At 68.5% G+C, this 12,524-nt stretch carries 14 protein-coding genes; 9 read left to right on the forward strand and 5 right to left on the reverse strand.

What is annotated here, in order from left to right:
* Nucleotides 1-21 precede the first annotated feature (21 nt).
* The gene (locus MT490_RS03830) at nucleotides 22-1,683 is read left to right on the forward strand and encodes an amidohydrolase (protein WP_297384414.1); all 1,662 of its coding nucleotides are present in this window, start codon (nucleotides 22-24) and stop codon (nucleotides 1,681-1,683) included.
* A gap of 2 nt (nucleotides 1,684-1,685) precedes the next feature.
* Complete coding sequence (locus MT490_RS03835; RefSeq protein ID WP_297384416.1) at nucleotides 1,686-2,363, forward strand: HPP family protein; 678 nt, start codon at nucleotides 1,686-1,688, stop codon at nucleotides 2,361-2,363.
* Nucleotides 2,364-2,406: 43 nt separating this feature from the next.
* Here the strand turns inward: MT490_RS03835 and MT490_RS03840 are convergent, their stop codons facing one another.
* Together MT490_RS03840 and MT490_RS03845 are read right to left on the reverse strand one after the other, a co-directional pair.
* A complete protein-coding gene (locus tag MT490_RS03840) occupies nucleotides 2,407-2,970 on the reverse strand; it encodes an OsmC family protein (RefSeq protein ID WP_297384418.1) in 564 nt (187 codons plus the stop codon).
* Between the two features lie 25 nt (nucleotides 2,971-2,995).
* Nucleotides 2,996-3,907, reverse strand: a complete 912-nt coding sequence (locus tag MT490_RS03845) for a diiron oxygenase (protein ID WP_297384420.1) — start codon at nucleotides 3,905-3,907, stop codon at nucleotides 2,996-2,998.
* A gap of 378 nt (nucleotides 3,908-4,285) precedes the next feature.
* On the opposite strand from MT490_RS03845, the gene MT490_RS03850 reads away from it, so the two are divergent.
* Entirely contained in the window at nucleotides 4,286-5,233 is a 948-nt protein-coding gene (locus MT490_RS03850) for an AraC family transcriptional regulator (RefSeq protein ID WP_297384422.1), read from the forward strand.
* Between the two features lie 315 nt (nucleotides 5,234-5,548).
* Here MT490_RS03850 and ctrA read toward each other — a convergent pair whose 3' ends face one another.
* Both ctrA and MT490_RS03860 read right to left on the reverse strand, forming a co-directional pair.
* Nucleotides 5,549-6,262 (reverse strand): response regulator transcription factor CtrA, encoded by a 714-nt coding sequence (gene ctrA, locus MT490_RS03855; protein ID WP_297384424.1) that lies wholly within the window; start codon nucleotides 6,260-6,262, stop codon nucleotides 5,549-5,551.
* A 172-nt stretch (nucleotides 6,263-6,434) separates the two neighbouring features.
* Complete coding sequence (locus tag MT490_RS03860) at nucleotides 6,435-7,349, reverse strand: LysR family transcriptional regulator (RefSeq protein WP_297384425.1); 915 nt, start codon at nucleotides 7,347-7,349, stop codon at nucleotides 6,435-6,437.
* A gap of 210 nt (nucleotides 7,350-7,559) precedes the next feature.
* Between MT490_RS03860 and MT490_RS03865 the strand changes: the two genes are divergently transcribed.
* Nucleotides 7,560-8,258, forward strand: a complete 699-nt coding sequence (locus tag MT490_RS03865; RefSeq protein WP_297384427.1) for a pirin family protein — start codon at nucleotides 7,560-7,562, stop codon at nucleotides 8,256-8,258.
* 95 nt (nucleotides 8,259-8,353) lie between these two features.
* Nucleotides 8,354-8,980: an NAD(P)H:quinone oxidoreductase gene (gene wrbA / locus MT490_RS03870; RefSeq protein WP_297384429.1), complete on the forward strand. Its 627-nt coding sequence runs from the start codon at nucleotides 8,354-8,356 to the stop codon at nucleotides 8,978-8,980.
* Here wrbA and MT490_RS03875 read toward each other — a convergent pair.
* A complete protein-coding gene (locus MT490_RS03875) occupies nucleotides 8,911-9,705 on the reverse strand; it encodes a M15 family metallopeptidase (protein ID WP_297384431.1) in 795 nt (264 codons plus the stop codon). The genes wrbA and MT490_RS03875 overlap by 70 nt on opposite strands.
* A 124-nt stretch (nucleotides 9,706-9,829) precedes the next feature.
* Here MT490_RS03875 and MT490_RS03880 point away from each other — a divergent pair, with 124 nt between their 5' ends.
* The 4 genes from MT490_RS03880 (at nucleotide 9,830) to MT490_RS03895 (ending at nucleotide 12,374) form a co-directional block, all read left to right on the forward strand.
* Complete coding sequence (locus tag MT490_RS03880; protein WP_297384434.1) at nucleotides 9,830-10,480, forward strand: RNA pseudouridine synthase; 651 nt, start codon at nucleotides 9,830-9,832, stop codon at nucleotides 10,478-10,480.
* Nucleotides 10,473-10,874 carry an alternative ribosome rescue aminoacyl-tRNA hydrolase ArfB gene (gene arfB, locus MT490_RS03885; protein ID WP_297384436.1) on the forward strand — a complete coding sequence of 134 codons (402 nt, stop codon included), beginning with the start codon at nucleotides 10,473-10,475 and terminating at the stop codon, nucleotides 10,872-10,874. The genes MT490_RS03880 and arfB overlap by 8 nt, the downstream gene beginning before the upstream one ends.
* 127 nt (nucleotides 10,875-11,001) lie before the next feature.
* Nucleotides 11,002-11,487 carry a GAF domain-containing protein gene (locus MT490_RS03890; RefSeq protein WP_297384438.1) on the forward strand — a complete coding sequence of 162 codons (486 nt, stop codon included), beginning with the start codon at nucleotides 11,002-11,004 and terminating at the stop codon, nucleotides 11,485-11,487.
* Between the two features lie 110 nt (nucleotides 11,488-11,597).
* Entirely contained in the window at nucleotides 11,598-12,374 is a 777-nt protein-coding gene (locus MT490_RS03895) for an RcnB family protein (RefSeq protein WP_297384440.1), read from the forward strand.
* Nucleotides 12,375-12,524 lie beyond the last annotated feature (150 nt).

A 12,524-nucleotide genomic window follows, 5' to 3' on the forward strand; every position in this document is an offset into this window, starting at 1 on the left:
AGGCCCTATGCGCAATCGTCTATGCCAAAGCTGCACTTGCTCGCGCGCCTGCTGGCTCCGCTCCTCGCCCTCGCTGCCCCCATCGCCGCCCGCGCCGACGCGCTGATCGACAACGTCAACGGCATGACGCTCGACGAGAAGGGCCAGGTCGTCCGTTTCACCGGGCTGATGATGAACCGCGAGGGCAGGATCACCCTGCTGCTCGCCCAAGGCCAGAAGCGCCCGAAGAAGATCGACTGGAAGCTCGACATGGGCGGCAAGACGCTGGTGCCGGGCATGATCGACGGGCACGGCCATGTCATGGGGCTCGGCGCGCAGTTGCTCCGGGTCGATCTGTCCGAGACCAATTCGCTCGACGAGGCACTGGCGAAGATCCGTGCCTATGCCACTGCCAACCCGACCAAGTGGATCCTCGGGGGGGGCTGGAACCAGGAACGCTGGAAGCTCGGCCGCTTCCCCACCGCCGCCGAGCTCGACTCCGCGGTCGGCGACCGCCCGGCCTGGCTCGAGCGCGTCGACGGCCATGCCGGCTGGGCCAACAGCCGCGCGATCGCAACCGCCGGCGTCGCCGCCGCGACCAGGGACCCCAATGGCGGACGCATCGAACGCGAAGCCGGCGGCAAGCCCTCGGGCGTGTTCGTCGACGCGGCGATGGACCTGATCACCAAGTCGATCCCCGCGCCCACCCCACGCGAGCTCAACGCTGCCTTCCTCGCCGCGCAGGACCGGCTGCTCTCGCTCGGCGTCACCGCCGTCGCCGACATGGGCACCAGCCAAAGCGACTGGCTGACCTTCCGGCGGATGGCCGACATCAACCTGCTCAAGATGCGCATCCTGAGCTACGCGGCCGGCGTCGATGCCGCGCTCGCCGTCGCCGGTCAGGGGCCGACGCCGTGGCTATACGCCGACAGGCTCCGCATGGGCGGCATCAAGATCCTCGACGACGGCGCGCTCGGATCGCGCGGCGCCTGGCTCAAGGCCGATTATGCCGATGCGCCGGGCAACAGGGGACTGATCTTCCACTCAGACGACCAGTTGCTCAACCTGATGATCCGCGGCTCGATGGACGGCTTCCAGATCGCCGTCCACGCCATCGGCGACCGCGCCAACCAGCAGGTGCTCGACGCGATCGAAGTGCTCTCCCAGACCTATAAGGGCGATCGGCGCTGGCGGATCGAGCATGCCCAGATCGTCGATCCGAAGGACCTGCCGCGCTTCGGCAAGTTCGGCACGATCGCGTCGATGCAGCCGGTCCACCAGACCAGCGACATGCACATGGTCGAGGCCCGGCTGGGCGAGGCGCGGCTGGCGGGCGCCTATGCGTGGCGCTCGATGCTGCAGAACGGGTCGCGGCTCGCCTTCGGTTCGGACTTCCCGGTCGAGAGCCCCGATCCCTGGGCGGGCTGGGCGGCGAGCTTCACCCGCCAGGACGCGACGGGCCAGCCCTTTGGTGGCTGGCGACCGGAAGAAGCGGTGACGCGCGAGCAGGGCTGGGCCGGCTTCACCACCGGCGCGGCCTATGCCGGTTTCGCCGAGGACAAGATCGGCCGGATCGCGATCGGCATGCGCGCCGACTTCCTGATCCTCGATCGCGACCCCCTGCTCGCCTCGCCGAGCGACCTGCGCGCGACCAAGGTGATCGAGACCTGGGTCGGCGGCGACCGGGTCTGGCAGCGGAAATAGACATGGTACGCAGATGGCTCGCGTTTCGGCCGGCGCTGCTGGCCGGAGCGAACTGGCGCGAACGCGTCATTGCCGCGGTGGGGGCGCTGATCGGCATCGCCGCCACGTCGCTGATCGGCGGATGGCTGGACGCCTCGGCGCATATCGGGGTGTTGCTGGTGGCGTCGATGGGCGCGTCGGCGGTTCTGGTGTTCGTCGTGCCCAGCAGCCCGCTCGCTCAACCCTGGCCGGTCGCCGGCGGCCATCTGGTCTCCGCGCTGACCGGAGTCGCGGTTACCCGCCTGCTCGGCACCGGCCCGCTCGCCGCGGGCACCGCGGTGGCCGCCGCGATCCTCGCAATGTCGCTGCTCCGCTGCCTCCACCCGCCCGGCGGCGGCACCGCTTTGCTGCCGCTGGTCGGCGGACCGGCGGTCGCCGCGCAGGGCTTCGGCTTCGCCTTCCTTCCGGTCGAGTTCAACGCGCTGGTCCTGCTCGCGGTCGGCTTCGTCTTCCATCGTTTCTCGGGCCACAGCTACCCGCACCGGGCGCTGCCGCTTCCCGACCATCCCCGCCTCGCGCCCCAGGACATCGACGCCGCGCTCGCCGAGACCGGCGAGACCTTCGACATCAGCCACGAGGACCTCGAGGCTTTGCTCGAACGCGCCGAGCGCCACGCGCGCGCCCGGCGCGTCCGGCGATAGACGGCCGCGCCCCGGGGAAGAGAGACGCGGCCGCCCTCCCTTATCAGCCGACGGCCAGCGTCCCGTTCATCCGGATCGGCCGCGCCAGGTTGAAGTAGTTGGGCGAGGTCGCCATCACCGCGCGGTGGATCTCCTCGAACTGCTCGGGCGTGCCGTTGCCGGCGATCCGCACATGATAGTCGAGCTCCTCATAACCCGGCGAGATGCTGGGATCGAGGCCGAGGAACCCGCGCAGGTCGAGCTGCCCGGTCGTCTCGATCTCGAGCCGCTCGAGCGTGATGCCCTGCATCGATGCACCCGCGACATAACCCACCGTCATGCACGCATTGAGTGCCGCCATCAGCAGCTCCTGCGGATTGGGCGCGGTGTTGGTGCCGAGCAGCTCCAGCGGTTCGTCCGCCGCGATCTCGAACTCGCGCGCGATCTGCTCGCCGCCGAGCGCATAGCCGCTCACCTTGCTGGTGCTCCGCGTCTGGCCGTCCCAGCGCGTGCGCACCGAGAAGCGTACCTGGCCCAGCACCGGATCCTCGGCGATCGCCTGCACGGTCGCGCCGAGCGCGTCGAGGTCGAGGCCATTCACCACGTTACGCGTCATCACATCGTTCATCGTTCACTCTCCTGTTGATCTGGTTTCAGCAAAAGGCCGGCGCGACGGCGTCGATGCGGTCGCGCGCGGCGGGTGAGATCGCGCCGAGCGTGGCGCGGAACTGCGGGTGGGTCATGCCGCTGCCGAGATAGGTCCAGCGCAGCGCCTGGTGCTGGGCGGTGATGAAGCCCTCGCGGTCGGCATCCGCCAGCACGCGCCCCGCCGCCGCCTCGAAGGCGGCGAGATTGAGCGCGGTCTGGCCCTTGCACCCGCCGTCCAGGAACATCCCGATCTCGAGATACTCGTCGATCGCGCGGTCGATCGCCGCTTCGTCGCGCCCTTCCGCCAGCAGCTCGACCATCAGCGTATCGATCCTGGCGTGCTGCGCCTCCTCCATCCAGTGATGCCGGAGCAGGCTCTTGAACAGCGGATCGATCCCGGCATCGTCGCGGACGCTGTCGAGATAATGCGCCTGCGTCATCCACTCGATATGGAGCACCGCCAGCGCCACGCTCAGCGGATCGTGGCGCAGGATCTCGGCGGCGATCGCCTCGGCCGGCCCGATCATCCCGCACGTCACCGGGAAGCCGCGCACGAACGCGGCGTGGAAGCGCTTGAAAAGGTGGATGTGCTTGGCTTCCTCCGAAGCGAAGCCGAGCAAAGCGCGCACGCGCTCGTCGTCGCCCTCCAGCATCGGCCGGGCATGATCGAGCACGAAGGGCAGGATCATCTCCTCGATCAGCCCGAACATGCTCAGATATTCGTGCCCGCGGATCTGGTTGAGCAGGCGCCCGTCGCCCTCGCTTATGCCGGGCGTGTCCGCGACGCGTGCCAGCGCCTCGGGCATGAACGGCCGGGTGAAGTCGAGGCCGGCGTCCTCGGGCATGACGTCGTCGAGCTGCCAGGCCGCACGGGCCGATGCCGCGAGCACGCCCTGCCAGGTGAATTGATGGTACATTATCGTTTCTCCTTGGGACCCTATGCCCTCAGGCAAAGGTCAGGGCGTGAAAGGTGAGGATGATCACGGTCAGGACGCCGGCGCCGAACACGGCCGGAAGGCGTACGCAAAGCAACGAATCGGAATAGAAGTTCACGAGTAATCTCCCATGGTTATCCAGCGCAGCTAAGGCACGTGGATTGACGATGTTCAGATTATTGATTGGCCGTTCGCGAGGGTCGCCCAGATCCTCCCGCAACTCGACTGCGACTCTATGCTGCCGAACTAGCCCCGGAGGCCGCAACGCGCTATGATCCGGCGGACGGGAAAATTGATCGATCGACCGGATTGGCAGCCCGCATATTGGACCTTCGGGGCCAATTCTTCAGAGGATGTGGGATGGACGTGCTCGGCGAAATGCTCGCGGCGCTGCGCCTTTCGGGTGGCGTATTCGTGGACGCGGAATTCAAGGCACCCTGGACGGTGCTGTCGGACTATACGCCCGAGGATTGCGCGCCGTTCTTCGCCGTGCCGAACCAGCTGATCGCCTATCACTACGTGCGGTCGGGATCGTTCACCTGCCGGATCCCCGACGGCCCCATGCGCGAAGTCCATGCCGGCGAGATCGTGATCCTGCCGCACGGCGTGCCGCACTATCTCCACGGGCCCGCCCCCTGGCCCGCTCCGATGGACACGCAGGACGTGCTGCGCACGCTGGACAACGGCATCCTGCGCCTGCGCGGCGGCGGCGACGGCGAGGCCGTGACGATGTATTGCGGCTATCTGGGCACCACGACGCCCGACAATACCTTGCTCCAGAGCCTGCCGCCGATGATGGTGATCGGCATCGACGCGGCGCAGGGCGACTGGGTCGCGCGCTCGCTCGACTTCGCCGCGCACGGCGTCGCGACCAACTCGCCCGAGATGGTCGGCAAGCTCGCCGAGGGGCTCTTCGCCGAAGCGGTGCGGCGCTATGTCGACGAGCTGCCGGCGGACGAGCGCGGCTGGCTCGCGGGGCTGCGCGATCCCGCGGTCGGCCGGGCGCTCGCGCTGATCCATCACCGCTTCGCCGAAGGCTGGACGCTCGAGGCGCTCGCCCGCGAGGCCGCGGTCTCCAAGACGGTGCTCGCCGAGCGCTTCCGCGCGCTGCTGGGCGAATCGCCGATGCAATATTGCGCGCGCTGGCGGATGAAGGCCGCCGCCGAGATGCTGCGCGACAATCGCCAGAATGCGTGCAGCGTCGCTTATTCGGTCGGGTTCAATTCGGAAGCCGCGTTCAACCGCGCCTTCAAGCGCGAATTCGGCGCCCCGCCCGCGACCTGGGCACGCGAGGCGGTGGCGGCGTAGTAGGCATTCTCACGTCAATCCTCCCCCGCCAGGGGGAGGTGGCGCCGAAGGCGACGGAGGGGGAGGTAAGCGGCGCACTCTCCAACTGAGCGCAGTGATTCCGCCCCCTCCGTCAGCCTGCGGCTGACACCTCCCCCTGGCGGGGGAGGATTGAAGCCTATCCCCTCTAGCTTCTCCGACAGCCGCACGGTGGACCCCGGACCACGCCTGTCCTGAGCGCCTGCCCTGCAGGCAGTCGAAGGGGCCGGGGTGACGAAAGCACAAAAAAGCCGCGGCCCTTGCGGACCGCGGCTTTCTTAACCCCATGAAACTGGTTCAGGCGACGGCCGGGACCGTCTCCGCGCCTTCGGCGCCGTCGGGCTCGCGCAGCACATAGCCGCGGCCCCAGACGGTCTCGATGTAATTCTCGCCGTCGCACGCCATGCTGAGCTTCTTGCGCAGCTTGCAGATGAAGACGTCGATGATCTTGAGCTCGGGCTCGTCCATCCCGCCGTAAAGGTGGTTGAGGAACATTTCCTTGGTGAGCGTGGTGCCCTTGCGGAGCGAGAGCAGCTCCAGCATCGCATATTCCTTGCCGGTCAGGTGCACGCGGGCGCCGTCGACCTCGACCGTCTTGGCGTCGAGGTTCACGGCGAGCTTGCCGGTGCGGATCACCGACTGGCTGTGGCCCTTCGAGCGGCGGACGACGGCGTGGATGCGCGCGACCAGCTCTTCGCGGTGGAAGGGCTTGGTGACGTAGTCGTCGGCGCCGAAGCCGAACGAACGCACCTTCGAATCCATCTCGTTGATGCCCGACAGGATCAGCACCGGCGTCTGCACGCGGGCGACGCGGACCTTCTTGAGCACGTCGTAACCGTGCATGTCGGGCAGGTTCAGGTCGAGCAGGATGATGTCGTAATCGTAGAGCTTGGCGAGATCCAAACCCTCTTCGCCGAGATCCGTGGTGTAGACATTGAACCCTTCGGTCGAGAGCATGAGCTCGATCGCCTTGGCAGTCGAAGGTTCGTCCTCGATCAGCAGCACGCGCATCGTCGGTTCCCCTGTCCTCGCACGCGTTAGGGGCCCCGTGGCCGACGCGCTGGACGAATTCATTAACCTAAGCACCTCTGAAGGCAAAAGGTTAATTTCTAACTAACCGGCCTTGTTCCACGAGTCGTAGGGAATCTACCTATTCGGGACTCAAACTCGTTTCGAAGTCGAGTCATAAAAGCGCCTGGGCGCAGAGTCGCTTGAGCCGATCGCTCAGGAAATCGATCAGCGCCTCGACCCGCGCCGGCCGCAAGGTCCCGGGGGGCGTCAGCAGGTGCAAGCCCAGCGCGCCGCCGCTCCATTCGTCGAGCACGCTCTCCAGCCGCCCCGCCGCGATCTCCTCGCTCACCAGGAAATCGGGCAGGCGCGCGATCCCCAGGCCAGCGCGCAGCGCGGGCAGCATCGCGTCGCCATTGTCGGTGCGGATCGGCCCGTCGACGCGGACGGCGGCCTCCTCGCCGCCGGCGCGGCGGAAGCGCCACACGTCGGGCATCGCGGTGTTGGTGTAGACGAAGCAGGCATGGGTCGCGAGGTCGGCCGGGTGGCGCGGGCGCCCGGCCCGGTCGAAATAGGCCGGCGCGCCGACCACATATCCCCTGACCGGCCCGATCCGGCGCGCGCGCAGCGAACTGTCGGGCAGTTCGGCGATGCGCAGCGCGATGTCGATCCCCTCGCCGACGATGTCGACGAACGCGTCGGAGAGCCGCAGGTCGATCTTGATCCCCGGGTGCAGCGTCATGAAGTCGGCGAGCACCGGCGCGAGATGGCTGATGCCGAAGGTGAGCGGCGCCGCGACGCGCACGATCCCCGCCGGCGCGCTCGCCGATTCGAACGCCGCTTCCTCCGCCGCCTCGCCTTCGGAGCGGATGCGCTGGGCATGCTCGGCGAGCGCGCGGCCGCTTTCGGTGAGCGTCAGCCGCCGCGAGGTGCGGTGGAACAGCGACGTCCCCAGCCGCGCCTCGAGCCGCGTGATCGCCTTGGACACGGTCGCCTTGGACACCCCCAGCGCGTCCGCCGCGCCGCTGAACGAGCGATGCTCGACCACGCTGGCGAACACCGCCCAGGCCTCGAAATCGGGTAGCTTCATGACTCAACTCCTAAGCCCCTCCCCTTCAGGGGAGGGGTTGGGGGTGGGGCCTGTCCGTCTCACCGAGCCTTCGCTTGGGGCACTGCCCCACCCCAACCCCTCCCCTGAAGGGGAGGGGCTATAGCTGAGAAACAATCCGTTTCCAACGTTTCCATTTACCGCATGATCCTCCGCCCTATCTTGGCGCTCAAGAAACAAGGGAGATCAGCGATGATCGACAAACGCTCCTTCGAAAGCCTCGGCCATGCCGACCATGGCTGGCTCAATGCGCGGCACCATTTCAGCTTCGCCGACTATCACGATCCGGCGCGCACCAGCTGGGGCTCGCTCCGCGTCTGGAACGACGACGAGATCGCCGCGAACAGCGGCTTCCCGCCGCATCCGCACCAGAACATGGAGATCATCACCTATGTCCGCTCGGGTGCGATCACCCACCAGGACTCGATGGGCAACAAGGGCCGCACCGAGGCCGGCGACGTCCAGGTGATGAGCGCGGGCAGCGGCGTGCGTCACGCCGAATATAATCTCGAGCCCGAGACCACGCGCATCTTCCAGATCTGGATCCTGCCGCGCGAACAGGGCGGCCAGCCGAGCTGGGGCGCCAAGCCTTTCCCCAAGGGCGATCGCTCGGGCAGGTTCGTGACGCTCGCCTCGGGGTTCGAGGGCGATGACGAGGCGCTGCCGATCCGGGCCAATGCCCGGGTGCTCGGCGCCACGCTCAAGGCCGGCGAGAGCGTCACCCACACGGTAGGCGACGGCCGCCACGCCTATCTCGTCCCCGCTATCGGCTCGGTCGAGATCGATAACGAACGCATCGACGCCCGCGACGGCGCCGCACTGAGCGGCGGCCAGACGGTCACGATCAAGGCACTCGAAGACGCCGAGATCGTCCTGGTCGACTCCGAATAACCACCCAACCGTCGCCCCGGCGAAAGCCGGGGCCTCAGGGCACGAGATCCCGGCTTCCGCCGGGATGACGGCCCCGTTTTGAAGGGAGACATCGCATGTCCAAGATTCTGGTTCTCTATTACTCGTCCTACGGCCACCTCGCGAAGATGGCCGACGCGGTCGCCGAAGGCGCGCGCAGCACCGGCGCCGAAGTCGATGTGCGCCGGGTCCCCGAGACCGCGCCCGCCGAAGTCGCGGCCGCCGCGGGCTTCGTCCCCGATCACAGCCATCCGGTGCTCGAGGACGTCAACGAACTCGCCGATTATGACGGCATCATCGTCGGCGCGCCGACGCGCTTCGGCCGGATGTCGAGCCAGATGGCGAGCTTCTGGGACCGCGCCGGCGGCCTCTGGTTCCAGGGCAAGCTCAACGGCAAGGTCGGCGGCGCCTTCACCTCCACGGCCACCCAGCATGGCGGGCAGGAAGCGACGCTCTTCTCGATCATCACCAACCTGCTCCATTTCGGCGTGACCATCGTCGGCCTCGACTATGGCTTCCAGGGCCAGATGGGCGTCGACGAGGTCAAGGGCGGCTCGCCCTATGGCGCGACCACGATCTCGGACGGCGACGGCAGCCGCCTGCCGAGCCAGGTCGAGCTCGACGGCGCGCGCTATCAGGGCCGCCGGGTCGCCGAATTGGCCAACAGCATCGCGGCGCCTGCCCGCGAGCTCGAGACCGCGTAACCTCCCCCTTCCCCCGTGGTCTCGACGGAGCGGCGGCCTGGCGAAAGCCCGGCCGCCGTTTTCGTTTCGGGGCGCGCGACGGCGGGCTGCGCCGGCCAACTCGCCTGCGCCGCCGCGAAGCGGGCGCGCGCCGCCTGGGCCTGCGGTCCCGCGTCGCCGCTGCGGCCGACCCAGCGCCAATGCCAGGGCTCCCAGGCCACGCCCTGCTTGTTCCCCTGCGGGAAGGAGAGCTCGAAGCCGAAGTCCGGCCCGCGACGCATCAGCCATTTGCCGCCTGGGGTGAGCAGGAAGCATTGCTCGGTCACGCGGCAATCGGTGCCGCGCTGGACGAAGTCGACCGCATAGCCGGTAGCGTGCTCGCTATGCCCGGGCGGCCCGACGAACCGCGCGCGCAGTGCGGCGCCCGCGACTGTGTCGCAATTCTCGGCGCCCGCGCAGAAAACCTGACGCTGATGCGCGATCGAACGGAAGCACGATAAAGCGGTGAGCTCGATCCCTTCGGCGCGCGCGGCGGCACGCAGGCGCTCGAGATCGTCGGCGACCTCGCGCACCAGCGTGCAGCCCGCAAGACTGGGCACCGGCGCCAGCGAGGCCGGGTTCGCCTCGCCATAAGGCAGATGCCCGAACAGGCGCGTTACCGCCGCGGGCGCGGCGGTCTGCGCATTCTCCTCGGCATGCGCCGCGATCGGTGCGAGCAGGATCAGGGCCAGGGCCGAAAGACGCATCGCGCACCCTCACGACGCTGCCGGGATGGCATCGCCCATGAAACGCCGCACGCGCGGAAAGGATCACGCCCTATCCATAATCGCCGCGCTGGCGCTCGCGCGCAGGCAATGGCATGGGCGGGGGATGTTCCAGGACCGCGTACTCTTCATCGACGGCGAAGCGATCGTGATCGACAAGCCCGCGGGCCTGCCGGTCGATCGCCCGCGCGACCGCTCCGAAAGCCTCGAGGATTTGCTCGGCGAGCTCACCTTCGGCTTCCAGCGGCTCCCCCTCCCCGTCCACCGGCTCGACCGCGACACCAGCGGCTGCCTGCTGCTCGCGCGCAATCCCAAGGCGCACAAGCGCTTCGGCCAGGCGTTCGAGGCGGGGACGGTGGTCAAGCGCTACCTCGCCATCCTCGACGGCGAGCCTGCCGGGGACAGCGGCGAGATCGACCTGCCGCTCGCCAAGGTCTCGACCGCCGAGACCGGCTGGCGGATGACCGGCGACGCGAAGGGCAAGCCCGCCCGCACCCGCTGGGAAGTGGTCGAGCGCGCCCGCGGCAAGGCGATGCTCGCCTTCTTCCCCGAGACCGGCCGCACCCATCAGATCCGCGTCCACGCCGCCGAGGGCCTCGGCCTGCCGATCCTCGGCGATCCGGTCTACGGCAAGGGCGGCCCCGCGGTGATGCTCCACGCCGCCGCGCTCACCGTGCCCCGCGAGGGCAAGCCCGACATCCACGCCGAGGCGCCGCTGCCCGTGCGCTTCCACAATGCGGGTTTCGGCCGTGGCTGAGATCCCCGAGGAGGCGATCGTCGAGGAGAAGTTCCTCGCCGCCTCGGGCCCCGGCGGGCAGAACGTCAACAAGGTCGCCACCGCGGTGCAACTGCGCATCGACGTGTTCAAGCTCGGCCTGCCCCCTCACGCCTATCAGCGGCTCAAGACCCTCGCGGGCACCAAGATGACCAGCGCCGGCGAGCTGGTGATCACCGCCCGGAAATTCCGCACCCAGGAAGCCAATCGCGCAGACGCCCGCGAACGCGTGCTCGAACTGCTGGAGAAGGCGCACGAACGCCAGGCGCGGCGGGTAAAGACCAAGCCGAGCAAGGCCGCCAAGGCGCGCCGCGTCGACGCCAAGAAGGGCCGCAGCGAAGTCAAGGCCGGGCGTGGGAAAGTGCGGCTGGATTAAAATTAGCCCCTCCCCTTCAGGGGAGGGGTTGGGGGTGGAGCATGTAAGTCTCACCGAGCCCATCGCCTGCGGACAGGCCCCACCCCAACCCCACCCCTGAAGGGGAGGGGCTTGCTACATACCCCCCATGTACACCTTCGACATCGCCGCCGGCTCCAAGTCCGAGCTCTATCGCGACCTTGCCGCCGCGCTCGATTCGCTCACCGCGGACGAGCCCGATTCCGTAGCCAACATGGCGAATGTCTCGGCGCTGATCGGCCAGTACCTCCCCGACCTCAACTGGGCGGGCTTCTATCGCAATGTCGGCGGCGAGCTCGTCCTCGGGCCGTTCCAGGGCAAGGCGGCGTGCATCCGCATCCCGTTCGGCAAGGGCGTGTGCGGCGCGGCCGCCGCCAGCCGCGAGACCCAATTGGTCGAGGACGTCCACGCCTTTCCCGGCCATATCGCCTGCGACGCCGCCAGCCGCTCGGAGCTGGTGGTGCCGATCGTCCACCAGGGCGCGCTGCTCGGCGTGCTCGATCTCGACAGCCCGCTCCCCGCGCGCTTCGACGCCGGCGATGCCGCCGGCTGCGAAGCGCTGATGCGGATCCTCGCACCCAGGATCGCGGGCTGAATCTCAAGACGGGACGCTGCCCCGCATTGGGACAGGTACCCCACGCGGCATCATGGTTACTTCTTCCTGAAGCACGGGCAGAAAGGGCACCTGTACGAAGGGAGTAGAGTGTGCGCAGCTATTGGTTGGCAGCGGCGGCGGTGATCGCCGGACTTGCGGGTGCGACGCCCGCCGCGGCGCAGCGCGTCTGGCAGGACGGCCGCTGGGTGGTCATGCCGCGGCACGGCGCGCCGACCGTGATGCGCACCGACTCCCATCGCTGGACGATGCGCGACGGACGCTGGGACGCGGGCTATCGCGCGCCGGGCGGCTGGAACGCCTATCGCCGCCTCCATCGCGGGGCGACGCTCCCCGGCTATTGGATGGGCAATGATTTCCGCGTCCCCGACTATCTGGGCTTCGGCCTCGCCGCACCGCCGCGCGGCTATTCCTGGGTCCGCTATTATGACGACGCGGTGCTCGTCGATGATGACGGCCGCGTCTGGGATTCGATCGACGGGATCGCCTGGGGCGGCGTCGTGGTCGCAGCCAATGCGAGTGCAGGCTATGCCGCCGCGGACAGCCGGACCGCCGGCGCCGGCTATCCGCCCCCGCGGATCGAGCCGGTCGATCCCGACGACTATTATTACGACGACGCGCCCATCTATGACGAGCGCGAACCCTATCGCGGTCCCTATCCCGGCGGCGAGCCCGAGCCCCTGCTCCCGCCGCCGCCTCCGCCGGTGGTGCGCTACGGCCAGGCCTATCAGGGCGGCACCTGGTACGGCGCCTATCCCCCGGGCACGACCGTCATCATCATCCCGGCGCCGGTCACCAAGACCGTAGTGACCGAATATGTGGTGCGAACCTATCCCAGCCGGCCGGCGAAGCGCACCCGGCGCCGCTGAGGGCGGTCCGGAGTCGACATCAACATCGCACGCCCCTCCCTCCTAGGGAGGGGATGGGGGTGGGTGCGCGCGTCTGCGCGCCCAAAGACTCTCTCGCCTCCCGTGAAACAGCAATGGGCGAGGCATCGAGCCTCGCCCATTGCTAACCCA

This window comes from Sphingomonas sp. (assembly GCF_026460985.1).
Taxonomy (GTDB): Bacteria; Pseudomonadota; Alphaproteobacteria; order Sphingomonadales; family Sphingomonadaceae; genus Sphingomonas.